24 protein-coding genes are annotated in these 26,834 nt (G+C 32.9%); 6 read left to right on the top strand and 18 right to left on the bottom strand.

All coding sequences use genetic code 11. The features are described 5' to 3' along the window. Window position 1: 1 nt before the first annotated feature. Window positions 2-943, top strand: coding sequence for an STING domain-containing protein (locus BK054_RS08285; protein ID WP_071307203.1), 942 nt, complete (start codon window positions 2-4; stop codon window positions 941-943). Window positions 944-1,390: 447 nt separating this feature from the next. On the opposite strand, the gene BK054_RS08280 is transcribed toward BK054_RS08285, so the two are convergent. From BK054_RS08280 to BK054_RS08270, 3 genes are read right to left on the bottom strand one after another with little or no spacing between them, the layout of a single operon-like run. Next, complete coding sequence (locus tag BK054_RS08280; protein ID WP_006257301.1) at window positions 1,391-2,986, bottom strand: hypothetical protein; 1,596 nt, start codon at window positions 2,984-2,986, stop codon at window positions 1,391-1,393. Next, a complete protein-coding gene (locus BK054_RS08275; protein ID WP_006257304.1) occupies window positions 2,976-4,049 on the bottom strand; it encodes an HlyD family secretion protein in 1,074 nt (357 codons plus the stop codon). The genes BK054_RS08280 and BK054_RS08275 overlap by 11 nt, the downstream gene beginning before the upstream one ends. After that, window positions 4,049-5,386: a TolC family protein gene (locus BK054_RS08270; protein WP_058699282.1), complete on the bottom strand. Its 1,338-nt coding sequence runs from the start codon at window positions 5,384-5,386 to the stop codon at window positions 4,049-4,051. The genes BK054_RS08275 and BK054_RS08270 overlap by 1 nt, the downstream gene beginning before the upstream one ends. 130 nt (window positions 5,387-5,516) lie before the next feature. On the opposite strand from BK054_RS08270, the gene BK054_RS08265 reads away from it, so the two are divergent. Beyond that, window positions 5,517-6,305, top strand: coding sequence for a helix-turn-helix domain-containing protein (locus BK054_RS08265; protein ID WP_006257307.1), 789 nt, complete (start codon window positions 5,517-5,519; stop codon window positions 6,303-6,305). Between the two features lie 490 nt (window positions 6,306-6,795). On the opposite strand, the gene BK054_RS08260 is transcribed toward BK054_RS08265, so the two are convergent. Continuing rightward, window positions 6,796-7,728, bottom strand: coding sequence for a hypothetical protein (locus BK054_RS08260; RefSeq protein ID WP_058699281.1), 933 nt, complete (start codon window positions 7,726-7,728; stop codon window positions 6,796-6,798). 262 nt (window positions 7,729-7,990) lie between these two features. Here BK054_RS08260 and BK054_RS08255 point away from each other — a divergent pair, with 262 nt between their 5' ends. The 4 genes from BK054_RS08255 (at window position 7,991) to BK054_RS08240 (ending at window position 11,229) form a co-directional block, all read left to right on the top strand. Next, the gene (locus tag BK054_RS08255) at window positions 7,991-8,305 is read left to right on the top strand and encodes a hypothetical protein (RefSeq protein WP_058699280.1); all 315 of its coding nucleotides are present in this window, start codon (window positions 7,991-7,993) and stop codon (window positions 8,303-8,305) included. A gap of 34 nt (window positions 8,306-8,339) precedes the next feature. Beyond that, on the top strand, window positions 8,340-10,079 hold the full coding sequence (locus BK054_RS08250; protein WP_058699279.1) for a tetratricopeptide repeat-containing sensor histidine kinase: 1,740 nt from the start codon (window positions 8,340-8,342) through the stop codon (window positions 10,077-10,079). Further along, complete coding sequence (locus BK054_RS08245) at window positions 10,072-10,743, top strand: response regulator (protein ID WP_071307202.1); 672 nt, start codon at window positions 10,072-10,074, stop codon at window positions 10,741-10,743. The genes BK054_RS08250 and BK054_RS08245 overlap by 8 nt, the downstream gene beginning before the upstream one ends. A 147-nt stretch (window positions 10,744-10,890) precedes the next feature. Further along, the gene (locus BK054_RS08240; RefSeq protein ID WP_006260559.1) at window positions 10,891-11,229 is read left to right on the top strand and encodes a hypothetical protein; all 339 of its coding nucleotides are present in this window, start codon (window positions 10,891-10,893) and stop codon (window positions 11,227-11,229) included. Between the two features lie 31 nt (window positions 11,230-11,260). On the opposite strand, the gene clpX is transcribed toward BK054_RS08240, so the two are convergent. From clpX to BK054_RS08170, 14 genes are all read right to left on the bottom strand, one after another. Continuing rightward, the gene (clpX, locus tag BK054_RS08235; RefSeq protein ID WP_006257314.1) at window positions 11,261-12,502 is read right to left on the bottom strand and encodes an ATP-dependent Clp protease ATP-binding subunit ClpX; all 1,242 of its coding nucleotides are present in this window, start codon (window positions 12,500-12,502) and stop codon (window positions 11,261-11,263) included. Window positions 12,503-12,505: 3 nt separating this feature from the next. After that, window positions 12,506-13,165 carry an ATP-dependent Clp endopeptidase proteolytic subunit ClpP gene (gene clpP / locus BK054_RS08230; protein ID WP_006257315.1) on the bottom strand — a complete coding sequence of 220 codons (660 nt, stop codon included), beginning with the start codon at window positions 13,163-13,165 and terminating at the stop codon, window positions 12,506-12,508. A 93-nt stretch (window positions 13,166-13,258) separates the two neighbouring features. Next, window positions 13,259-14,581 (bottom strand): trigger factor, encoded by a 1,323-nt coding sequence (tig, locus tag BK054_RS08225; protein ID WP_006257316.1) that lies wholly within the window; start codon window positions 14,579-14,581, stop codon window positions 13,259-13,261. A 97-nt stretch (window positions 14,582-14,678) separates the two neighbouring features. Further along, entirely contained in the window at window positions 14,679-15,035 is a 357-nt protein-coding gene (locus BK054_RS08220) for a phage holin family protein (protein WP_006257317.1), read from the bottom strand. 32 nt (window positions 15,036-15,067) lie between these two features. Beyond that, window positions 15,068-16,696 (bottom strand): hypothetical protein, encoded by a 1,629-nt coding sequence (locus tag BK054_RS08215; protein ID WP_058699278.1) that lies wholly within the window; start codon window positions 16,694-16,696, stop codon window positions 15,068-15,070. 18 nt (window positions 16,697-16,714) lie between these two features. Then, window positions 16,715-17,968 carry an OmpP1/FadL family transporter gene (locus tag BK054_RS08210; RefSeq protein ID WP_025125372.1) on the bottom strand — a complete coding sequence of 418 codons (1,254 nt, stop codon included), beginning with the start codon at window positions 17,966-17,968 and terminating at the stop codon, window positions 16,715-16,717. A 321-nt stretch (window positions 17,969-18,289) separates the two neighbouring features. Next, complete coding sequence (gene murI, locus BK054_RS08205) at window positions 18,290-19,069, bottom strand: glutamate racemase (protein ID WP_058699277.1); 780 nt, start codon at window positions 19,067-19,069, stop codon at window positions 18,290-18,292. 69 nt (window positions 19,070-19,138) lie between these two features. Next, a complete protein-coding gene (locus tag BK054_RS08200; RefSeq protein WP_006257321.1) occupies window positions 19,139-19,654 on the bottom strand; it encodes an OmpH family outer membrane protein in 516 nt (171 codons plus the stop codon). 35 nt (window positions 19,655-19,689) lie between these two features. Next, complete coding sequence (locus BK054_RS08195; protein ID WP_058699276.1) at window positions 19,690-20,949, bottom strand: OmpH family outer membrane protein; 1,260 nt, start codon at window positions 20,947-20,949, stop codon at window positions 19,690-19,692. Between the two features lie 32 nt (window positions 20,950-20,981). Continuing rightward, window positions 20,982-23,648 carry an outer membrane protein assembly factor gene (locus BK054_RS08190; RefSeq protein WP_006257323.1) on the bottom strand — a complete coding sequence of 889 codons (2,667 nt, stop codon included), beginning with the start codon at window positions 23,646-23,648 and terminating at the stop codon, window positions 20,982-20,984. A gap of 12 nt (window positions 23,649-23,660) precedes the next feature. Beyond that, a complete protein-coding gene (locus BK054_RS08185) occupies window positions 23,661-24,401 on the bottom strand; it encodes an isoprenyl transferase (protein ID WP_006257324.1) in 741 nt (246 codons plus the stop codon). Then, window positions 24,402-25,115, bottom strand: coding sequence for a DUF6089 family protein (locus tag BK054_RS08180; protein ID WP_016650181.1), 714 nt, complete (start codon window positions 25,113-25,115; stop codon window positions 24,402-24,404). A gap of 138 nt (window positions 25,116-25,253) precedes the next feature. Next, window positions 25,254-26,141, bottom strand: coding sequence for an NAD kinase (locus BK054_RS08175; RefSeq protein ID WP_006262819.1), 888 nt, complete (start codon window positions 26,139-26,141; stop codon window positions 25,254-25,256). A 1-nt stretch (window position 26,142) separates the two neighbouring features. After that, window positions 26,143-26,811 carry a CBS domain-containing protein gene (locus tag BK054_RS08170; RefSeq protein ID WP_058699274.1) on the bottom strand — a complete coding sequence of 223 codons (669 nt, stop codon included), beginning with the start codon at window positions 26,809-26,811 and terminating at the stop codon, window positions 26,143-26,145. Window positions 26,812-26,834 lie beyond the last annotated feature (23 nt).

Raw genomic sequence — 26,834 nt, 5'->3', positions numbered from 1 at the left:
TATGAAACCAAGAATATTTATAGGAAGTTCGTCAGAAGGATTAAAAATTGCTGAATACATTAAACATAAATTGTCGGAAGAAGAATTCGATGTTTTTATTTGGACAGATGATATTTTTAAAGCCAATAATAGTGTTTTAGAAACTTTGCTTAAAGAAGCTAGTTTATTTGATTTTGGCTTAATGATAGCAACAAAAGATGATTATACTACAAAGAAGGATATCGAATTCCAAACTCCTAGAGATAATGTTGTTTTCGAATTTGGTTTATTTCTTGGAAGATTAGGTGTTAATAGAGCTTTCGTATTACAAGAAAAAGGTTCTGAATTGCCATCGGATTTGTATGGTATAACTGTTCCTAGGTTTGATTTGACAGATAATTTTGAAAATAACTACACGCTAAACAAAGAAATAGATAAAATTATAAGTTCTATCAAAGAAAAGATTCATTTAGGCGAATTAGGACTTCTACCATCTACTGTTTTAGCAATCGGATATTTTGAGAATTTGGTAAATATTATCTGCGAATCACTAAATATGTTACCTAAATTGGAAGTTAGTGGTAAAGAATATAAAAAATTTAAATTCACTATTGTCATTCCTAAAGATTTAGATGCTAATATCAAAAAGAGAGCTAAAATTTATTTTAAACAAAAAAGTCTAATTGAAATTGAAATACCTACATCGTCAAGAAATTATCCAATACATATTCAATTTGATGAAAACTCTACAGATGATATTTTGCATTTATATGATATGCCTACAACTATAGGAGGTATAGATAAAGCTATTGAAATGTTTATGAGAAAAGGTCATATTGGAAAGACTGATCAACAAAAGTTATTAGAAGAAAGAGAGTTGAGAAATTTTAAAACAACCCTAGAAAATTTAATCGCTACCGATGCATTCGCAAAAGAAATGGTAGAAGTAATTATAGAAGAATAAATCTTATTAATCGTATTACTTTTGTATTAAATGGGATAAAACTTACGTAATCTGTTAAGAAAACCATTGATTTGCAGATGCTAAACCAGTTATTCAATGCAGAGTTTTAGAGTAAACTACAATGAAATTTCAGAAGTAATAGTAATATAAATTCTATATTTGCTTTATAATTAAATGATTCTAATCATAGTTTGAAACTTTCGTAATAAGGTGCTCACAACAATATAAGACCTACACCTAAAATCAAGGTGTAGGTTTTTCTATTTAATATCATTCTTAAAACAATTCCTGAAAACGTTCGACATCTTCAAGAAAATTGTTCGATATTTGTCCCCTCGGGAGTACAAAAAAATCCTAAGTTAACGCTTAGGATTTTTTTTTTGACCATAACTAAAAAGCAGAAGAGTACTAGACGACTCTCCTACTTTTTTGAAAAAAAATATAAAACTAAAAGGGTGAAACACTTTTTGATTTTAAGTAAACCCATGTTTTACTTAAATAAGGCGTGAAGAGTACTAAGATTATAATCACTAATAAAAGTAAACTAAGTATCTCGAAATAATCCATTGCATACCTCAACTCTATTTGTTTGCTAAGATCAGATAACATTATCTTTTCACTTGCTTTCTCAGCTATAGAACTGGGCATACCTCTACTTTTTAACTTCATAGTATTCTGAGTAAGCTTAGTCTCTAGTATAGGATTAGCTATATTTAAATAATCTGAGAAACGACTTAAATGACGATTAGAACTGTACAAACTATAATAATTCATAATCGCTATACTACATGTATAACCAAAGTAGCGTACACCTAAACATACAGCTGCTGCAGAAGCACTAAGTGATACAGGTACTGAAGTAACACAATAAACTATAATAGGCACCATTAACACTCCTACTCCTAAACCTTGACAAAACAAAAGAAGATAATAATCATCTGGATTAGCACTAGGGGCAAACTGCATATACATCCCCACGTGAAACAAAAACAGCGCAATAAATCCTAGACTCCATATAAAGCGCATAGGGCGACGATTAATCAACCAAACACATGCAAGTATCACTCCTGTCACAAGTCCTATTAGATTAAAGCTATTTAGATAAGAAAGGTGTCTCGGGTCTAAATGAAGTGAGTTAATAAAATGTGTATTTGTAATCCCTGATGCAAAACGACAGATATAAAGAATAAACAATAAGAATAACCCTATCTTAAAGTTGCGGTACTTCCATACATGCCAATTAATATAAGGTCTCTTCAGATGCTTTTGTCTCCATACAAAGAAGAATAAGGTAATCAAGATCGTCAATCCTATTAAACGAATATCGCGATCAGCAAACCAATAATACTGTTGCCCATAAATAGTAAGATATCCGAACAGTACTACCACTACAGCAAATAACACAAAGCTCTCCCAATCTAAGCTATACAATGGCAACTTACGCTGGAGACGTACAAAGCGCATAGTCAGCATAATTAATATTAACCCTGGTATAAAAGAAAAAGAAGCTATCTTATACAAAAAGGAATAATCGTACTGATCAACTAAATCTGAAGTAATTAATTGATTAAAGGGTGTTGCACAAATCAAAATACCGTAGAAGCACGAGAAGCTAATCTCCCTAGCTTTAGAACTATCTAAACGGACATATAATGTAGAAATAGATAGATTAACTGTACTAGCAAATAACATTCCTTGTAAAAAGCGAACAGGAAAAACAATGCATAGCGCTTGTACATTATACAGTACTATACAGCCTACTATCTGTAATACATTAAATAGAATAAAGTATTCTTTAGTCGCTAAATACGTAAAGAAACGTCGTTCTAAACTATAAAAAGAGACAAAACCTGCATACAATAGAGATACAGAAAACTGAATGTCTCGTGGATCACATCCAAAGTATCCTGCAGCTGCTGTAGCATTAGCAGCTGGCAGAAAAAACAAGACAATACTCGGCATTAAAAGTACAAAAAGAATGACGTGTATCATCCACTCTGGAATCCAATCAACGAATAACTGAGACGCTTCGTTATTTTGCATTAGATTGTTTTTTAGCTATAAAAACATTGACATTCATCCCCGCTTTTAATAATTCTTCCGAATCAGCAGGTGATATTATTTCTATACGTACAGGAATACGCTGTACAATCTTTACAAAGTTACCTGTGGCATTATCTGGTGGTAATAAAGAAAAACTAGAACCTGTAGCTGGGGCTATAGAAATAACCTTTCCTATAAACTGCCTATCAGGATAGGCATCTGCGACTACCTCTACCTGATGCCCTATCTGTATATTGCGTATTTGTGTTTCTTTAAAATTAGCAATAATCCACTTCGGTGTTTCATCATTAACGATATAGGTAAGCACCTGACCTACAGAAATCATCTGACCTAAGTCAATGCTCCTCTTCCCCATTCTCCCTCTATAAGGCGCAGTGATAACGGTATAACCTACAGTCAGATTCTTATACTTCTCAAGTTCTTGTAATCGAGTAATCTCTTTTAACAAAACTTGTTTCTGTGCTTCAATATCTGCTATACTAGCTGTAGCAGCTCGAGCGTGCTCTACACTAGTATTATAATCACTCTGTCCTATATTTAATTGTGCCTGCTTCTCCTCTAGCATTTGTGCAGTAGCTGCATCTTCTTCATAGAGTTTCTTATATCGCTGATAATCCAACTCCTGTTGATGATATTTAGATTCCCTCCCTTGAATTTGGCTCTTTGCGGCGGCGGCTGTTTGAGACAATGTATATTGACGAGCGTCTAATTCCTTTATCAATGCATACTGTTTCGCTATCTCAGCAGAAGTAGTCGCTTGATCATAAGTGTACTCTCGATTATCCACCACTAATAGGGTATCTCCTTTATTCACTATTTGATTCTCCTCAAAGCGCACTTCTGTTAAGAAACCTCCTACTCTAGAAATAACAGGATTAATATACTCTTGTACTTGAGCATCATTGGTTTGTTCATATTTCCAATACATCCATAGTGTGTGAATTCCCCAAAGACTTCCTATCAAAATAATAATAGAAGCTAGATAGCGCGTAATACGTGTGATTAGGCGATCTGTAATTTTAATACGAGTTTTAATATCCATTATAATAAGCCTTTAGCGAATTGAAGAGTATAGTATTTATAAATGCTGTCTAACTTGGCAGCTTCTAGTTCAAATTGTGTTTGTAAATGTTGTACATCAGCATCTAATAAATCTGTAAGCAAAGAGATTTTATTAAAATAAGTACTCTTAGTAATACGTGCATTCTCTGCCGCATGTTCTTTATTCTTCGTACATACCTCTATCTGTACCAATGATTCTTGATATCTTAAATATGCTTGTTGTACCTCTTCTTTTATTTGATCTTGTACATATTGATGTTGTAACTCCTCTTTCTCATGTTCTAAAGCACGACTGCGAACCTTGTGTACATTCTGATATAAATTAGAAATAGGAAATGATACCTGTACTCCAATAGTCCCTAAACTGTACCAACTAGGATTATACGGATACAAGAATATCTGTGGATTAGCCATAGTGAAGTTTCCTATTAAGCCAATACTAGGTTTAGTATTAGCTTTCACCTTTTTCTGTTCGATTTCACTTAATACCAAGCTCTCCTCTGACAGCAGGTGTTTAAACCCATGTTCTAAGGCAATATCTAAAGCCTCATCATAAGATTCTAAGAATAACTCTTCATTGAAGGAATCTTGTGGTTTAATAAAATCTGTATCCTTACGCCCTGTCAATATAACCAGCTTTTGGTTTTCTATAGAGAGATCATTTTGGAGTTGTACTAAGGTCATTTCTCTCTTCGAGATTTCCATAGTCGCACGAAGAACATCACTTTTTAACACTACTCCATTCTTATATAAATGTTCTATTTCGATTAACTGCTCTTTATGTTCGGCAATATCTTGTGTAATCACTTTTTTAAAACGAGTTAGCTTCGCTAAAGCCAAATAACTCTTGATCGCCTCTAACCGAACTTCTGATTTAGTCATATCTGCCTCAATATTCGCTTTAGCTTCTAAAGTTTTTCGCTCTTCTATTTCTAGATTTTGTCTATTGCCACTATATAGATTTAAGTACATAGACACTCCAGTATTATAGAGCGTATGTATCACATCATGTTGTTCGGGTTTATTAAATATTCCATTTGTATAGACAGGGATATTACTTGCCTTTTCTACTTTACCGAAGGCATTAAACACAGGATATCTACTGATGCGTGCATCATCCGTATTCTCTTTTCTAATCTGTAGTTCTTTGGCTTGAATCAAGCTTCTTTTACTACCAAGATCTGTTTGTTCCCAAATCTCTTGAATACTGAGTTGTATTGTATCCTTGTTGGAAATTGATAGAGTAGTACTCTGACAATACCCCATAGTAACACAGCTGGTGAGTACAGCTAATAAGTGGAAATCCCCAAGTTTCATACGTTGTTTTTAAAATCGGACAAAAGTAAAATGAGTACGATATATCTTGTATTTCTTAAATAGTCATTTTTTTATTCAAAACAGACAAAATCATTATATACTTTTGCGCTCATTAAAAAGAAACACTACAATGAAGATCATCGATTCCTTAGAGTTTATCGATAGTATAGAAGAAGGCGTATTTATCAATCATGAGAAATCGACAAAAAGATATCCTTTACATCAACATCAAAAAGGACAACTCACATATGTAGAAGGAGGGATAACTTATGTGACTGTAGACAATGTCACTTATGTTGTACCAGCGAAGTACTTCTTTTGGATCCCTGAGGGAGTACCACATATATTGAGATTAAGTAACTCTGCTACTGTTCTTCACTCCTTGTATTTTTATATCTCTGATGATGATAAAGATCCTTTTTATACTACACTAGGGATATATGCCGCTTCAGATCTATTAATAGAGATGATAGCTTATACGGTGTGTTGGCATGATAAGATGGTCAATCAAGACACGCCTAATTTTGTTTTTCTACAAGCTTTAAAAAATATTCTACCCACTTTTATCAATAAGAATATACAGTTACAACTTCCATTTAGTGATAATCCACGCATTACTAAGATAACAGACTATCTAGACAGTAGTTTTGGACTTCCATTAACATTGACTGATATCAGTAACAAGTTTAATATGAGTGAACGCTCTGTATCACGCCTCTTCCAAGCTGAATTACAAATCTCCTTCTTACAATACTTAAAAGCATTGCGTATCGTGAAAGCCATAGAACTACTGATGAAGACTGAGCACTCTGTCAGCGAAATAGCCAATACAGTAGGATATGTTACGCTAGGAGCGTTTAGTAATGCCTTCTGTGAGTTTACAGGAACACGTCCATTAGAGATGAGAAAGAATAAATAGTGATTCTACTATACTGTGTTTTTACTTACTTTAGAGTATTCAATCCTTATGAATAGGTTAAAGCAGAAATAAAAATTAAATTCTTTAAATAAATACACACGTTTTAATTTCGTTGTTAATGAATAGGAAAAGAGCGTTTCGCTTGCACTTCTTAGGGGATTGCTAGCACATTCCTAGGGGTTTCCTTGCCTAGAAGGTGCTTTTGTCGAAGGAATGTGCAAGAACCCCTCAAGCAATCCCCTAGCAGATCAAAACAAAACTATCTTTAACTCATCAATAAACACTGATCAGAAATAGAATTTTAAGTACTTTATTTTAAATTCGGTAATGAGAGATTTTATTATTCCGTTGTTTAAAATACTTTTATTTCACTTCTTCTGTACTTACAAAAAGCTAATTATTAATCAAACTTAGGTGATTATGTATCGGAATAATCGGAATCTACAATAAAAAGAGGTTAGACAGTCTTTAGTGATGTCTAACCTCTTTTTTATTTACACTTAGAGTAGATGTATTTATTTAGATGATATTGCGTGATTGGTCTTAAAGACTTACCAGAGATAGGATGTACCCCTGTTCCTGGGTTATTAAAATAATCATGTTTTCCCTCTCCAGTCTTGACAAACCATACCTTCGGTTTTCCTTTCCTAAAAAACTCGGTATCACAATCAACACTTATTTGTTTAAAATTCTTCAGTATGCTTTTATCATAAGGGACAGGCTCATTACTTACCCCTGCAAAACTCTTTATTGTAGCCTCACCACAGTCATAAGCCACATATCTATCTCCTTCCCACTTCATACATTCATCATTTGATAACATACTACTCACTAAACTACCAACACCTAATAAGCCTATTATAATCACTGTGACAATTAATAGATTGCGCTTAAGTTTATTCTTCGCTGTAGTAGTAGGCAGAGATTCTGCAAATGATTGAACAGGTGGTATATGATCTTCAATAGTTTTCTCTTCTACTGCTTCTCTTTTCTCTTCAACAATAATTGAATCTGTTTGTTCATCAGCTATAATCTCCTCTTCTATATCTACACTACTCTTTCTAAACTTGCCATAAGGCCGTAGTTCATAATCATACATTAAGGCCACCATTTCTAGTACAGCATGGTTCTTAGATGTATCAGTTTTTTTGCCTAAAAAACTCTGAATAGGTTTAAACCATCCTAATTCAAATCTATTAATACTCTTAACAATATCATTTAGCTCTGTGCTATCACCTCTAAAAAAATCTTTAAGAATTATTTTATCGTCAGGAGATAAATCTTCTTTACACAGTCCAATACAATAATTTCTCAATTGTGCAGGTGATGGAGATAACAGAACTGTGTACTGAGGTAAATCTTGAACTTTATTAATATGTTTTTTTAAACTATCTGTATAGTCATTAATCGTTAGTAAGGTCATAATTATAATTCAATGTAAAACGGAATTATCAGAATCATCGGAATCATCAGATTTACAACACATTGTACCCTAAAAGTCGCCTTTCCTTTGCTGTGTCGAAAATCAGATACGTGTTGTGATGTTTCAAAAGTACAAAACATTTATATGGGTTGTTTACTCGTGATACTAAAATAACAAGGAAGCCATTTTATGTCACTTAAACAACTCGCTTCCCTCAGCACCACATCTCTTTTTCAGGACTTAACTTTTTAATTACTAAACAATGAAAAAAACAGTAAAAGTAGCAATGCTATTAGGCGTAATCACATTATCAATGGTAAGCTGTGATAAAGATGATAACCAACTTCAAATGAAGAAAGAGGTTAAAGTGAATGGAGTGGATCAGGAGATGGATCATGACTGGGGACATCCACCTATTAAACCTCCTAAAACAAATAGTTTAAATATTGAACAAGAAGTAGATCATGACTGGGGACATCCACCTATTAAACCTCCTAAAACAAATAGTTTAAATATTGAACAAGAGGTAGATCATGACTGGGGACATCCACCTATTAAACCTCCTAAGATTCAATAATAATTTATTGAATAAATAGTACTAAATTCGAAGAATGAAAAGACAAATTCTTACTTTTTATTCTTCGAATATTGCTTTACTAGTAATAATTACATTACTCTTAACATCATGTTTTAAAAAAAACAATGATGTTAAGAGTAATGATAATATAACTTTAGGATACTATCATCAGCATCTTGGAGATAGTTTATATACTAAAAATCAATTAAATAATGCTTTCAAATCTTATTTAACATCCAACAATCATTTTAGTTTAGCAAAGAAAAAAGAAAGCATTACTTACAACAATCTACGCATAACTACAATATATTTAATTATTGGTGACCCAAATAGTGCTCAAGAATTAATTACTCAAGAACTATTTGATATCAAAAATAAAGACGAATCTTTTAAAACATATATTTATAATACATTAGGAATCTGTAACGCTGAATTAGAAGATTATTCAAACTCTATAAAATATTTTGATAACTCATTAAAATTCACCAATTCACCTGATTCTAAAAATATTATTTTAAACAATATCGCATCTAATTATATTAGTTTAAAAGAATACACTAAAGCAATTGATATTCTACAAGACATTCTTTCTTCTAATGTATTTAAAGAAATGCCGTTAGAGCAAGCACGAGTACTTAATAACTTAGGAAAAGCTCTTTACTTACAAGACAAATCACAAGGATTAAAAGAATTAGAAGAAGCCTTAGCTATAAGACTAAACGATATCAATCAAAATGACATCTATAGAAGCTATATCAACCTAGCAGAATATTATACCTTAAACAATAATTATCACTCTGCACACAACTATGCCTTAAAAGCTTATGAAATTACCACAACTAATAAAAATAAAAAAGACAAACTACAAGCTCTTGAATACCTCATCAAGTCTAGTACAGAAAGTCCCTCTAAGTATTATGCCGATTATATAGACCTTTCTAAAGAAATCGCCACTGAGACTCAGCAAGCGAAGAATCAATTCGCTAAAATACGTTATGACTTTGAACAACATGAACAAGAGAACATTAAGCTAAAACTTGATTTACAACACAGTGAACTAGTATCTGCTAGAAGTAAAAATGCTCTTTATATAAGCCTCCTTTGTTTATTAGCAGGTGGAGTGATTACATCTTTTATTTACAGAAGAATAAAACATCGTCATAGAATAGATAAGATTCAACAGTCTTACTTAACAGAAACTAAAATTGCTAAAAAGATACACGACGAATTAGCGAATGATGTATTCAATGCATTAACGTATACACAGAACTTTAATCTTGAAACTCCAGAAACAAAGAATCATTTACTATCTGATTTGGAGTCTATCTATAAAAAAGCAAGAAATATTTCTCTGCAACATAGCTCTATTGCAACGGATGAAACCTTTGTTACCCATTTGACTAATTTATTCAATGAATACACTACTGCCAACTGCCAGATTATCATCTCAGGACTTGACAACTTTGATTTTTCTCTACTTGATAAGAATCAAAAGATAACCATCTATCGAGTAATACAAGAATTATTAGTCAATATGAAGAAACATAGTATGGCCACTATAGTAGTATTCAAATTCAGTGAAGATAAAAAATACTTTAAAATATTCTATTCTGATAACGGCGTAGGAATCTTACAGGAAGATATTAAATCAAAAAATGGGCTTTCAAATGTGGAAAACCGTATTACTAATATTGAAGGAACATTTATATTTGATTCTACTAATAAACTGGGTGTAAAGTATAATATCCAATTACCGAAAAAAAATTATGTTTAAAAAGATATTAGTTGTCGAGGATTATGATAGTATCAATATTGGTATTGTACAAGCCCTAAGTGACAACATTCCGCAGGTCGAAGTATACAGTACTAAATACTGTGATGATGCTTGGCTAAAAATTCAAGGTGCTAAGAACAATAACTCACCGTTTGATTTAATCATCTCTGACTTGTCTTTTCAAGAAGACTATAGAGAAACTAAACTAAAGGGAGGAGCAGACTTAATCAAATTAATACGTGAACAAGATGACAATCTTAAAATCATTGTCTATTCTATAGAAAACAGATTTATAGAAGTAAGTGAATTAATAGATGCTTTAAAAGTCAATGCTTATATCAGCAAAGGGAGAAATAGTATTAAAGAACTACTAGCGGCTATCACCTATATCCAACAAGAGGAAAAACCTTATCTATCACCAGATATCAAGGATGTAAAAGATAATCCTGTCACACTAGTACTTCAAGAGGAAGATTTAACTATTCTCCGTCTACTAGCAGAAGGGTACTCTCAAAGTGAAATGAGCCATAAGTTTAAAGAAGATAATTTATCGATAGCAAGTACAAGTAGTATCGAAAAGAGAATAAGCCGTTTAAGAGTTTCTTTTAATGCTAAAAACACAACACACCTTATTGGTATTGTAAAAGATATGGGGATTATTTAAACCCGGACTCTCCTCCATTAGCCAAATACTGAAGTAAACTCTAGTATTCATAAATATTTTTGACATAAATATTCACTAAATGAGGTTTTCCGTAATACACTGTCATTTATAGCCAGTACTTTTACCTTCCATAAATCATGCTGTATTATGCAAAAATATGTTTATCTATTAGTTATCTCTTTCTTTCTTCTTTTTTCTGGTTGTAATGAAGGGCGATATACAGTAATGGAGCCTACAGAAGAAGATAAAGCTTACCAAGTAGAAATAGACTCTATACTGACTATTTACAGTCAACATGCTTCTATCTACTCAGAAATATACCCGAAAGCGCTATATGGTAATAAAGAGGCCTTAAAAAGATACTCTGATCTCATGTTAGATATTAATGTATTAGATAATAAATTAAATCTATTAATTAATCAGAACAGAATAACATCCAACCAACTTAAGAAATATATGAAATTGAGAAAACAATTTACTCAATAAAAAAAGCAGGAAGATCTTTCCTGCTTTTTTATTATGATGCAACTTCTAATCGTTGCAATAAGTTTTTATTTAATGCCTGAGCCGTGTAGTCTTTATCTACATTTAACTCTTTTACTCCATCTTGGCTAGGTAACTCGTACATAGCGTCTGTTAGAATAGCCTCACATAACGATCTCAATCCTCTAGCACCTAACTTATACTCTAGTGCTTTATCCACAATATAATCTAATGCCTCATCAGTAATAGAGAACTTAATACCATCCATTTCGAATAGCTTTTCATATTGTTTTATTAGAGCATTTTTAGGTTCCGTAAGAATTGCACGCAATGTCGTCTTATCTAATGGATCCATATGCGTTAATACAGGCAACCTTCCAATAATCTCAGGGATTAATCCATAGTCCTTAATGTCCTTTGGAATAATATACTGCATTAGGTTAGTACGATCTACTTGATCTCCTTCTACTGTAGACTTATATCCTACAGCTTGCATATTTAATCGTTTAGAAATAAGTCTTTCAATTCCGTCAAAAGCTCCTCCTGCTACGAAAAGAATATTCTTTGTGTTTACTTCAATAAACTTCTGATCTGGATGCTTTCTTCCTCCTTTAGGTGGTACATTTACTATACTTCCTTCTAGAAGCTTTAATAAAGCCTGCTGAACTCCTTCTCCTGACACATCACGTGTTATAGATGGGTTATCACTCTTACGCGCGATTTTATCTATCTCATCTATAAAGATGATACCACGTTCTGCTTTTTCTACATCGTAATCTGCAGCTTGTAAAAGTTTAGTAAGAATACCTTCTACGTCTTCTCCTACATAACCAGCCTCTGTTAATACTGTCGCATCTACAATAGCTAATGGTACATTCAACATTCTAGCAATTGTTTTTGCTACTAATGTTTTACCTGTACCTGTCTGTCCCACCATCAAGATATTACTCTTTTCGATTTCGATATCTTGATCATCTCCATTCATTTCTTGCAGAAGACGTTTATAGTGATTATAAACAGCTACAGACATTACTTTCTTAGTTTGATCTTGTCCTATGACATACTCATCTAAGAATGCTCTTATTTCCATTGGTTTCTTAAGTAATAAATCACTTGACAAATCACTTAAATGTTTTGACTGTTGTTCTTCTAATACTATACCATAAGCTTGCTCTACACAACGGTCACAAATATGAGCATCTATACCAGCAATTAGAATATTTGTATCAGATTTAGCACGCCCACAGAATGAACATGACATTTCTTCTTTAGCCATAAATTATTTTCTAATTAAAACCTCATCAATCATTCCATATTCTTTAGCCTCTTGTGCAATCATCCAGTAGTCACGATCACTATCATGATGTACTTTCTCCATAGATTGTCCAGAGTGCTTAGAGATGATTTCGTATAATTCATCTTTTAATTTTAATATCTCACGAGCTGTAATTTCGATATCAGAAGCCTGTCCTTGTGCTCCTCCTAATGGTTGGTGAATCATCACTCGTGAATGTGGTAATGCAGAACGTTTTCCTGCAGCTCCAGCACATAATAACACAGCTCCCATTGATGCTGCCATACCTGTACAAATCGTTGCTACATCAGGTTTGATTAACTGCATTGTATCATAGATACCTAATCCAGCATAAACACCTCCTCCAGGAGAGTTCACATAGATACTAATGTCTTTCTCGTTATCTACACTTTCTAAGAATAATAACTGCGCCTGTATAATATTCGCTACATAATCATCAATAGCTGTTCCCATAAAGATAATTCTATCCATCATTAATCGTGAGAACACATCCATAGAAGCAACGTTCATCTGTCTTTCTTCTATAATGTAAGGAGTCATACTACTAACGATTTTATCGTAGTACATACTATTTATTCCTTGGTGCTTTGTAGCAAATTTTTGAAACTCTTTACCAAAATCCATATTCTTCTTCAATTTATTTTAAATACTATATAAAAAAATAAGCGCCTCTCTTTAACAGAAAGACGCTCAAATATACTTATTTTTTTCCGGATATTATTCTCCGTACATTTCCTTAACGAAATCTTTGTAAGATACTTCTTTTACTTCAGCTTTTACTTTATCATTAAATAAAGCTAATACTTTTTCATTCATTACTTGCTCAGAAATACGTCTAACTTCATCTTGGTTAGTCATTACTCTAGCAACAATATCTTCAACTACTTTAGCTTCAGGATCCATTTGTCCAAACTGAGCCATTTGATCTTTAATCAACTTAGTAGTATATTCTTTAATTTCTTCGAAGTTTAATTGTAAGTCATATTGAGACATTACTTTTCCTTCTACTAACTGGTAACGTAAACCTTTTTCTGATTTTGTGTACTCAGCAGCAGCTTCTTCAGCAGTCATTGGAGTCTCACCTGCATCCATTAACCATTTAGTTAAGAAAGCAGCTGGTAATTCAAATGAAGTATTTTCTAATAAATGTTCGTAAACATCATTTAAGAATTTTTGATCTGCTTGACTAGCAAATTGCTTTTCAGCATCTTCTTTGATTTTTTCTTTTAATTGCTCAACAGAAGTAACAACTCCTTCTCCAAACAATTTATCGAATAACTCTTGGTTTAATTCAGCTTTCTCTGTTTCATTGATTTCGTTGATAGTAAATACTACATCAATTTCTAATCCGTGAACTTTATCATGATCAACAGCTAAAACTTCCATTAATTTATGGTCATCTTCGAATAAACCTTTAGTACTTACAGTAACTTGGTCACCTACTTTTTTACCAATAAATTTCTTTTGGTTCGTTTTAGTTCTGATATCGCTTACAGCAATCTTAACTTCATTATTGATTCCCTCTTCTTCGTTAGCGAAAGTACCTACCATTTCTGATGTTTCTTCTACTACCTCTTTAGAGATCATTTTTCCGTATTGTTTTTGAATAAACTCAACTTGCTCGTCAAGCATAGCGTCATCAGCTACAACTTTGAACTTCTTGATTTTATTTTTACCTTCTAAGTCTAAAGAAAACTCAGGAGCTAATCCTAATTCAAAATCAAATTTTAATACATCTGCATCCCAGTTAATATCATTAGCTACTGGTAATGGATTTCCTAAAATATCTAATTTTTCTTCTACAAGATAGTTACTTAATTTTTCTTGCAAAATTTTGTTTACTTCTTCGAACAATACAGCTTTACCATATTGTTTTACGATTAAACTCATTGGAACTGCACCTTTTCTAAATCCAGGAACGTTTGCGTTCTTTTTGTAGTTAGATAAAACGTTATCTACATTACCTTGGTAATCTTCTTTTGCAAGCTCAATAGTTACGATTGCATTAAGAGCATCTACATTATTTCTTGTAATATTCATTTTTGATGTATTTACATATAAAATTGGGTTGCAAAAATATATTATTTTTACAACCCAAACAACTTTTTAAGTAATTGTATTTCAACTATTAATTTTTTTATCCTCTTCTAGGCTCATCTTTTTGTAAAAACCCATTTACTACAGATTGACAAAATGTCAAGACAACACTAAATAGTAATGCAGTCCAAAATCCACTTACCGTAAATCCATTGACAAAATAGGCTGCTAACTGTATGATAACTGCGTTAATTACAAGTAAGAACAATCCCATAGTAACAATAGTCGCAGGTAATGTCATAAACACTAAAATAGGTCTTAAAAACATATTTAATATCCCTAGCGCTACTGCCACCCATAGTCCAGTAGTAAAACTCTCTACAAAAACTCCTGGTAAAATATTTGCTAATAAAACAACTAAACCAGTAGTAATTAATAATCTAATGATAAATCCCATATTTAATTTTTTGTTTAAAATTAAAAAGAATTTTACTTATTACCAACCATTAATGTTGGCCCAGGGTATACAGCAGGATTAACTAATGGTATACTAGCCTTATAATGTTTATTAATAGATCTTAAAATCTCTGAAGCTATAAATGCATATCCTCTTCCATTTAAATGTACTCCATCTAATGAAAACATAACGGTATTTAAATTCCCCATTCCTTGGAAATAATTAGCTGTATAGATTTGACCATCTTCTACTCTAAGTCCAGAAACTGCTTTATTTAAGATATCATTCATATCAGCTACAGCTAATCCTTTACTAGTAGCTGTTGCTTTAATAATACTATTAAATTGAACTGTAGCGTCTTTGATATTTGCTTGTTCTGTAGGGTTAAGTACAAAAGAATCACTGATAGGGAAACTAACTCCTTTTTTCAGCATAGCATCCATTGTAGGATTTCCCGTTGATTGAGGTAATGAAGCTCCAATCTGTGCCTTACTTGTTAACAGCATTAAGTCTTTTGCAGTAGCATGTCTAGCTTGTCCATAAGACATCGCGATAAACTTGATTTGCTCAGGTGTTAATTTTACAGGAAACAAACCTGCCCCTACTACTTGTGTTAACCCTCCTTCTAATAAAGCAGACATATCTGCCAAAGTTTTATCTTGAATCAAAAGTGGGTTAGCTGAAGTTTTAGATATCAACTGAAGTCTATCCCCTTGACCTCCTTTTGCTAAAATTTGCTTTAATAATCCTATTAGACTATTTAGTTGATCTATATTCCCTTCACCGATAAGTTTAGGAGATAATGGATTATAAGGTACTGTAGTGAAAAATGGAATAGCGGTCACATCAGGAATAGTAGCTACTATACCTTTTGCACCTTCAGAAGTTAGTGTATTTGTAATTTGCTCGTATACTTGCTTAAACACTCCTGCATGAGTAATATCATTTGAACCATACATAGCAGGATTAGTTCCCCCTGCTTTATTTTGATCCACACCTTCTCCTCCTGAAGTAGCATATGCTAATACATCATTAGCTCCAATCCAGTTCGTAAAGAATGTCGGTTTTAGGCTCATCGCATCACCTAATACTGTCGCATTATCAGCTGTAGCCGTACGTACAAAGTATGGGTTAGCGGTAGCAGGAGTAGTTAATAACCCTGATGGATTACCATAACCAGGCGCTATTAAATGGAAAGTCTTAGCACCAGGTACACCAGCATTGTGATATGCTTTTTTCTGTTGCTTAGTTGCTTCTATAGTTACTGCTCTATCAATATTCTGAGGCCCTATAGCTTGTCCATCTGCTCCAGGCATCATATTAACAATCATTCTTGTTGGAAAGCCCGGATTCGCTTGCCCTGCAAATAATAAACCTCCGACATCATTCATATCATCTTCAAATGATGGTTGAGTAAACTCGCCACCACCAACTATTTTAAATTGGGTTGCTAATATATTTGGAAATGAGTTCTTCTGTCCTGATTTGAAAACAGTACCGTCCATAAATCCAGCAGTAAGAGAGTTTCCAACAGCTACATACGAACTAAAGTCAGCTTCTCCTGCATAATATGTTCCTCCATCTATTTCATCTTTGATAGAAGGCTCACATGATGCTAATAAAGCAATGGCAGGTAATAATAATAAATATCTTTTTTTCATGATTTCTTTTTAATTAAATTAAAAACTATAGCTCACACCAAGGCCTCCACTAATCACAGAAGACTTATAAGTTCCTCCAAAAGACACATTCTGACCATCTTCCATAAAATAATCATAAGAACTATTTGTATCACTAAAGTGTAAGTAAGTCAATGACATATCGATTGCTATACCATTCTTAAACTTATAACTAAACCCTCCTGTATAAGCACGAGAATCATTACGTGGCGTTTCTGGGGCAAAGTATCCCTCTTGTACAGGACTTTCGTCATAATACCAACCAGCTCTAAGTGTTAACTGATCATTCATTGTATACTGTAATCCTAAACGATATGTACTTGAATCTTTATAATTACGAGGATTTACAGATGTTCCAATTGTAGGGTTATCCACAAATTCTATCTCTAATGCTTTATATGCATTCCAGAATGTTCTATTATAATCAAAAGCAAATAACCACTTATCCCAAGTATAAGATGCCCCTACTGCTAATTCTGCTGGCAAAGGCATTTCTGCTTTAATTTTTCCATTTTTAAACAATCCTTGACCATATCCTGGTACATCATAGAATTTTGACTTACCGCTCTTTTCATCCATGACAATTTTAGAACGATAGTTTAATCCTAATCTTAGATGATCATCTACATTCACCATATATCCAGCTGTCCATCCCCAAGCAGTAACGTTTTTAGCTTCTACTGTTACATTCGTTCTATTTCCTTGCTCATCAGTCATGCTACGAGACAAGTTTTTATTAAATGTCACTCCACCATTTACGAAAATAGGTCCCCCTCCAAAACTGAAGTGTTTACTAACTTTAATAGCTACAGTTGGTTGAAAATAGATTGCTTTTAAATCAATATTATTAACTAAGTGTGAACCTTGCCAATCTTTATCCCATTCTACTTTACTACCGTATGGCGAATAGATAGCTAGACCAACTGTCATCCAATCAGTAGCCTTATAAGTACCATATGCATAGAATGGTGTTCCTGGATTACGAGTTTCATTCTCCCATCCATAAGTTTTATTCTGAAATTTAGTATCAGCGACTAAAACACTAACACCTCCTGAAAAATTAAACTTATCTTCCAAATAAACAGATGCAGCAGGGTTGAAGAATAAAGATTCCGCACCACTACTTATGACTGCTACTCCCGTATGTCCCATTGCAAGTTGTTTATTTCCTTGCATTGCAACTCTATACCCCCCAGCAAAAGCTGAAGTCGATATCAAAGTAAGTAGAGACAGTGATAATATTTTTCTTATCATAATTAACTGTTATTTATAATTCGTTTATTTCAAATATATACAGTTCTATTAGTTTTACAAATATTTAAGCCTATTTTTAACATTCATATTTTCACTTTTTAATTATTATTAAAATATAACTCAAATAAACTCATTTTAATACAATACAATTAACAAATTAAAAGAATTATGCATGCATACATTAACAGCACATATATTTAAAAATCAACAACATCTTGCATTTTTATCAAACCATTGATTATCTAACAACAAAAACAGTCAATAAAAAAGAGATATACACTCGGTATATCTCTTTTTACAATATTTCTTAATTTACATAGACTAAAATTTTCTATACTCCACTATCCCATTATTAGGAACAAATGTTTTAAGAATAGAGGTATCTGTATTACTAAAAAAGTAATTAGTTCCTTTACTTTCTCGTGTTGTAAGTAAGTCTAATTCTTCAAGTATTTTTTTCGTTTGTTTAGCAACTGCTTTACCAGAATCTATAATCTTTATTTCTTTAGGAATAATAGTTTCTATAATAGGAATTAGATAAGGATAATGTGTACAACCTAAAACTAGAGTATCTATTCCTTTCTCTACCATTGGTTCTAAATAAGAACGAAGTAAATCCTTCATCTCTTGAGAATGAATTCCTCCATTTTCTATCAAATTAACTAGATTATAACCTATTTGCTCAATGATTTCTATATCAGGATACATCTTAACCTTAGAAGTAAAGAAGTCGCTTGTAATTGTTCCTTTAGTGGCCAATATACCTATTTTAGAAGTCTTCGTTAGGATAGTAGCTGGTTTAATAGCTGGTTCGATTCCGATAATAGGAATATGACATCTAGCTCTCATCTCGCTTATTGCATTGGTCGTTGCTGTATTACATGCTACTACTACAATCTTACAATTCAGAGAGACTAAATACTCAACATTTTTAAGAGATAAATCTATTATTTCTTGTTTTGTCTTGATTCCATAAGGAGCATAAAGCTGATCACCTATAAAGATAGTATCTTCGTTTGGCATCAAGAGATTAATCTCTTGCCAGATAGTTGTTCCTCCTATTCCAGAGTCAAATAAACCTATAGGGTTGTTCTTAGTCATATACAAATATAAAAAAAACCACTCTTTAACAAGAGCGGTTTTGATTATGATTATCTAGTTAAACTAAAATTAATTAGCTCCTAATTCTTTTTTTACATCAGCTAAAAGGTCTGCACCTCCAGCTAATAAAACTCCAGAACCATTAGAAGAATCTAATACATAGTCAAATCCTTTAGATTTTCCTACTTTCTGAATAGCTGCCAAAGCTTTTTCTACGATAGGTTGAGTTAACTCTAATTCTTTCTTACCGTAATCTTGTTGAGCTGTTGTTTGGAATTGTTGAATTCTTTGTTGTAATTCATCGATTTCTTTAGCTCTTTCTTCATTTTTAGCATCTCCTGCAGTAGCAGCTTCTGCTTGGTATTGTTGAATCTTAGTTTGGTAAGTAGACATCATTGTAGAAATTTCTTTCTCGTATCCCTCACCTATTTTCTTTAATTCAGCATTAGCATTTTTCATCGCTGGTAATTCTGTCATTAAAGCTCTTACGTCGATATGTGCTACTTTAGATTGAGCCATTACCGCTGTAGTACTAACTCCGAAAAACATTGTAGCTGCAATTAATAAAGATTTCATTTTTCTCATCTTTCTCGATTTTTGATTTATATTTTATTGTTATTCTACTTTTTATTAGCTTCTTCAGCTTTCTTTCTCGCTTCTTCTTGCTTTTGCAAGATTAATAACTTTCGGTCCTCTTGTTCCTTTAAGATACGCTGTCTTCGCTCTTCTTGCTTACGTAGAGACTCATCTATTAACTCTTGTCTCCTTTTCAACGCCTCTTCCTGCTTACGCTTTTGCTCTGCTTCTCTTTTTTCTTGAGCTATTCTACGTTCTTCTTGTAATTTCTCGATATCCACAGAAGATTTTTTCGACTGTTGATCTAAAGCTTGTTGTTTTCTTCTCTCTAACTCCTCTTGTATCAGTCTATCTCTTTCTGCTTTACGTCTATCTGACTCAGCTTGTTGCTCCTCCATCATTTTTAGACGCTCTTGAGTTGCCTGCTCTCTGTTCTTCTCATTTTGAAGACGTTTATCCTCTGCTTGCTGTTGACGCTCTTGAATCAACTTCTTCTGAGCTTCGATCTTATCCGCTTTTTCTTGTTTCAGCTTCTCTTGCTTCTCTATCTGCTGTTTGATTTGTTCCTCTTTTCTTCTCTGAAGTTCTTGCTCTCTCTGATAGTTAACATCGTTTGCTAGCTCTTCTTTTCTCTTCTTCTCTTCAATTCGCATGATACGTTCAGCTTCTTCTTTACGTCTCTGTTGCTCTTCACGTCTACTCTGCCTTAGAGACATTGCATCCTCTTTCTGTTCTTCTTCTTCGACAGCTTGTGCTTCTGATTTAGTCATACCTTGCTTTCTACGGGCAGTAGCTAGTCTACGTAAAACTAAGTCGCTAATATCGTGTTTTTTTGTAGCAATCACCATAGTAGCTTCAGAATTTTTATCTAAAACGTAATCAAATTTACGAGCTTCAGCAATATCTTCCACTACAGCAAAAACTTGATCTTGTATTGGTTTGGCCAACATGATCTTTTGTGTAATCAGATCACCTGACGTTCCAAATCTTTTTTGTTGATATTGAAAAAGCTCTTCCTCTAATATTGATATCTCCTCTTCTTTCTCTTCTATCAAATCTCTAGTTAAAAGAATTCGTTCAGCAGCTAAATTATCTTTTAGCTTTTTGATTTCAGCCTTTTTTTTATCAACATCTCCTTTCCACGTATTCGCTCTCTCATCTAATTGGGTAGTAGCCTGTAGGTACTCAGGTGTCTGACTTAAGATATACTCCATATCGATATAGGCTACACGAGCGCTACCACCTTGAGCCACTACTGATACTATTCCAAAAATACTAAATAATAAAGTTAAATACGTTTTCATTCTAAATCAAGTTTTATGATGTAACTAGTACATTAAAACGATTGCCCAAGAATAAAATGTGTTTGGAATCCACTCTTCTGAGTAGTACCTGGTACAGAATCGAATCCATATCCAAAGTCAATACCTAACAATCCGAACATTGGCATGAACACACGAACACCAAAACCAGCAGAACGTTTTAACTCAAACGGACTATAGTCTTTAAATGATGCAAATGAGTTCCCTGCTTCTGCGAAAGTCAACACATAAACTGATGCACTTGGCTTTAATGTAATAGGGTAACGTAATTCTAACGAAAATTTATTATAAATAGTACCTCCGATTTGTTCTCCTCTATCATTATATGGAGTTAATGTCTGATTTTGGTATCCTCTTAACTGAATTACCTCACGACCATCTAATGAATAATTCGCTAGTCCATCACCTCCTACATAGAATCTTTCAAACGGAACTACTCCTCTATTATTGTTATAAGCTCCCATATATCCAAATTCTCCTAGTGCACGAACTACTAATTTATCATAGATAGTTGTATACCAATCTCCTTTGAATTTTAATTTATAGTATTCTAACCAATTAAATTTCTTTTGGTCTACTTTAGCCACATCTGCTGTAGCATCTTCCCAATTATTAACTGGTCTATAGCTAGAATCTAAATAAGTTCCTACAGGGATAGTCGCTCCAGTTACTGGATCTATCGCTCCTGCTTTTGCTCTTAATTTATATTCTTGTTGATCACCAAGATTTTTATAATCCACATTGTTAAACAACGAATATGGAGCAGTAAACTTACCACTAACACTAAAGAATGAACCAAACGTTGGGAAAATCGGGTCATTACCACGATTATCACGTCTTAATTCAATCTGATAAGCTAAGTTACGAGAGTCTCCATCTCCGAATGTAAATAATCCTGTATTATAATTTTTCATATTATAATATTGAAAACTCAAAGTATGAGATAATACAAAGTTATCATCTGGCACACTTAATTGTTTAGCAATACCAAATTGCAATGTTGTAATATCAAATCCTCTACTTCTATCTGTACGACGATTTACATAATCATAAAGATTCTGTGTACTATATGCTACTGTACCAAAGAAGTTAATAGGCTTACGTCCTCCGAACCATGGCTCAGAGAAACTTATACTATAGGTTTGATAGTAAGTACTTCCTTGTAGACGTAGTGATAAAGATTGTCCATCTCCCATTGGGAAAGGCTTATAAGACTTCTTATTAAATATATTTCTCAACGAGAAGTTATTAAATGATAGTCCTAATGTACCGATGAATCCTCCACCACCGTATCCTCCTTGTAACTCAACCTGGCTTGATCCTTTTTCAGTTACTTGCCAATCGATATCAACTGTTCCAGAGTTTGGATCAGCATTTTTCACATCTGGAATAATAGCTTGTGCATCAAAAATATTTAATCCTCCTAATCGTCGGATTGTTTCCATCACTAAAGATTTACTCCATATCTCCCCTGGACGAGTTCTTATATCTCTATGAACTACGTGGTCATGTGTATTATCATTACCAGAAACTGTAATATTATTAAACCTTGCGATAGGTCCTTCCACAATTCTTACCTCGAAATCAATTGTATCATTAGCTGTTCTAACCTCAACTGGGTTTACGTTAGAGAATAAATATCCATTATTCTGATACACATTTGATATATAATACCCATCAGGATCAGTCTTATCATCTATACGTTTATCCAGTAAGACTCCGTTATAAACATCTCCTTTTTCGATACCCAATACCTGTTTTAATTGGCTATTTGTATAAACAGTATTACCAATAAAACGAATATCACCGAAGTAATACTTATTCCCCTCAGTAACATCAATATTTATACTTATTCTATTGGTTTCAGGATTATAACTTGTTGTATCAGCAATTATACGAGCATCTCTATAACCATTCTCTTTATATTTACTAACAAGCTTATCTAAATCCTCTTCATATTTAGCTTTGATAAACTTAGAAGGTTTGAAAATGCGCAATGGATTGAAAGGACTACGTTGCTTAGTCTCCTTCATTGCTTTTTTCAATTTCTTATCACTTAATTGCGTATTACCACTAAAAGCTATCTCTTCTATACGAACTTTCTTCCCCTTATCTATTCCAACTAATAGTTCTACTGTTCGGCCTGTCGAGTCAGCTGGAATAGTATTTAACGTTACTTTTGTATTATAATAACCATCTTTCTTATACTTATTTAGTAAGAAATACTTAGTAGTAGACAGAAAGTTATCATTAACAATTTTACCTCTATTCAGTTTTGCTTCTTTGATAAGAGCTTCAGACTTTGCCTTTTTAAAACCTTTAATCTTTACACTTTTTAAACGAGGCAGCTCATTTAAAGTTAGTTCTAGATTAATAGTGTCATTTACAACAGATGTTTCGTAGAAGTTAATATCAGTAAATGAACCAACCTTCCATAACTTTGTAAGAGCATGCGAAAGCTCTTCTCCAGGCACAGCTATTTTTTGGCCTTTAGAAAGCCCTGTAAAAGTAACTATCGTTTGTGGGTTTAAGCTATATTTTCCTGTCACTGTTATATCTCCTAAGGTATAGATTTTAGGAGCTTCAAAAGAAGGAGCTTTTATACTGTCCTGTGCATGCACATGAGAGTATACTAGACCAGCAATAAACAGTGCAAAAAGAGATGTACCTTTTTGAAACATTAGATTCGTTTTTTATTTTATTTGTTCACTTGTTTTTCCAAACCTTCTTTCTCTATTCTGATAAGTAAGAAGGGCTTTATAAAGTTCCTCTTCCGTAAAGTCCGGCCAGAGTACCTCTGTAAAATAAAGCTCAGAATAAGCGATTTGCCATAACAAAAAGTTACTTATTCGTTGCTCTCCACTTGTTCTAACTAATAGGTCAACATCAGGTAGATCACTCGTGTAAAGATGATTATTTATAACTGATTCATCTATATCAGCCTCCGAAATTAAGTTATTTTTAACTTTAAATGAAATTTCTTTTACAGCTTTTATTAGTTCAGCTCTAGAACCATAGCTCAACGCTAATGTTAAAGTCATTTGAGTATTGTCTTTAGTCTGATCCAATACGTCTCTTAATTGAGCTTGTACTTTTTCTGGTAATAAAGATAAATCACCAATAGCATTAAGTTTAATATTATTTTTCGTAAAAGTAGGGAGTTCCTTTTTTAGTGACTTCACTAATAATTTCATTAACATATCTACTTCCAATTTGGGACGATTCCAATTCTCAGTAGAAAACGCATATAAAGTTAAATGCTTAATTCCTAACGTAACGCATGTGCTAATAGTAGTACGCACGGACTTAACACCATTCTCATGGCCTAGCGTTCTTAGAAATCCTTTTTGTTTTGCCCATCTACCGTTACCATCCATAATGATGGCTAAGTGATTAGGTAAGTTGTCTGTGTTAATCTGTTCTTTCAAATTCATTTAATCTGCACAATAACATGGGTTATTTCCAAAAGTATAACTTATCGATATACCTGAGTAAAAAAACCAATCATTTCCGTTTTTACCAAAACCATAAGACTTTTTATTTGCTTCTGTAGGACTACTTCCATCTAAATTATTAGTGAAAGTATAATGTGCAGCTACTTCAGCATTCAGATTTATCTTAGGCGTAAGTCTTAATTTTAACCCACCCGCAAAAGGTATAGTCATTGAATTTTTCTTACCTCCTTTTACTAAATCTACACTTGTCGACTCAAATCCTTCTACAGGTGTACTTGGTCTAAAGTAAATATCGTTATATCTTATACCTGATACGCCAACAAAAAGGTATGGTGTAAAACCAAAATTCTCTTGGTGTAAATCGAATTCAAAAAAATTAAATTCAATACCTACCGACAATTGTTGAACAGTATTTGTAAAACTATATCCTCTTTCTTTTCGGCTTCCCATATCAGATTTAGCATCATCTCCTCCTATTTTATGGTGAGAATAACTAACTCTAAAAGAGTGCCTAGGGCTTCTATTCCAACGATAAAAAACATTGTACCCCATATCCTTTGGTGCTATATATTGAGTAGAACCAATATCTCCTACATAATTAGAACCACCAAGCCCTACACCGAATTCGTGAATCTGAGCTTTAGCTATAACTGTTGTAAGTAGCAGTAATAGAGATATAAGAATTTTATTCATTCTGTTAAAATAATTTACAAATATAGTAATATAGACCTTTCAAAATCTATTTTTTTCTCACGGATTGCCCAAATGAGGTTAAGCTATTTTGTTCTAAACGTAGAAAACCCTTAAAAAGTATATAGTTTGTTGACTTTTTTAATTTCTCTTATCCTCTCCCCACAGTAATTTATTTCTCAATGTCTTAATAAAACTTTGAGTAGGAAACTCCACTAAATCTACTGTGAAAGGAGCTTTAGTAATAATTAATTCTGTATCGTTGTCCACAGCTTTTGTAGTCGTGTCAAGTGACACTAAGAACTGTTTCTCTCTAGAACTTACTTTTAACTTAATTGTTAAATTATCTCGGATAACCAACGGTCTCACATTTAAATTATGCGGTGCCAACGGAGTTAACACAAAACATCCCGTCTCAGGTTCTATTATCGGCCCTCCACAGCTTAATGAATAACCAGTAGACCCTGAAGGTGTAGATATAATCAATCCATCTGCCCAATAAGTAGCTAAAAACTCATCATCTAAATAAGTTTCTACTGTAATCATAGAGGTTGTATTCTTTCTTGATACAGTCACCTCGTTTAAAGCATACTGAATATCAAAAGCATTATTTTCTTGAGGTAAACAATTTAAGCTCAACAAAGATCTTTTTGATCTCTTAAACTTATTTTCAAACAACAAAGGAATATGCTCCTCTAAATTATCGTGTTGTACATTAGCTAAAAAACCTAACCTTCCTGCATTAATTCCCACAATCGGGATATCCGTATTTTTAATAAAATTAGCGGCGCGCAGCATTGTCCCATCACCTCCCACGCTAATAAAAAAATCCACTTCACTAGTCAATGGATTATTCGTTCCAAACGTTTGGTATTCTTTATCAAGAATATCTTGTTCATTCAATAGACTGTAAAACTTTTCTTCAAATACGACCTCTGTGTTTTCGTATTTTTGAAATAAGTTAAATAACCTACGTACTATATTTTGTACTATAGGTTTGGCAGTCTGTCCATAAATCGCAAACTTCATATTATATGTTTAGATATTTATTAAGGTATTCTGTTCTTTCCTTTAGATCATTAATATGCGTATCTTCAGAAAGTGTACTGACTATCTCATAACCATAACGTCTTAAGTCATCTAAAATAACCTTTGTATTGACACTATTAGTTTTAACTAATAGTTGAGTATTATGATTGTTGTTAGACAATAGTAATAGACCTATCATTTTAGCATTGTTACCTTCTACTATTTGTGTTATTTCTGAGAAGCTGTAATCTAAATGTCCTTTTTCAATGACAAAAGTAGTACCCTTTTCATCAAAAAACATTGTTTTACTCCATTCATTTAACAAATATTCTTTAGAATATATTCCTTTTATTTTACCTTCTTCGTCTAATAGCGGAATAGTATTCGTATCACACTGACTAAACAAATCAAAAAAATCAAAAGGATTCAAATTCGAAGACTCTAAAAGGTAGAACTTATCTAAATCATACATAACATCCTGAATAGTGCTATCGAGATCAGCTGTATAAATATCCTCTGTATTGATATTGCCAATCCAGATTTCATCTTTATTCACCACAGGAAGATGAGAATAATTACTTTTTTCTAGATAAGGAAATACATCTTTAATAAGCGTATTCAATTTACAGATAGGATAATCTGTGAGTAGAAAGAAGTCAGGAGATAACATAATTCAAGGTTATTATTTAGAAG

It is taken from the genome of Myroides sp. ZB35, from assembly GCF_001865835.1.
Taxonomy (GTDB): Bacteria; Bacteroidota; Bacteroidia; order Flavobacteriales; family Flavobacteriaceae; genus Flavobacterium; species Flavobacterium odoratimimum.
This window is presented reverse-complemented; position numbering and strand designations above follow the sequence as displayed.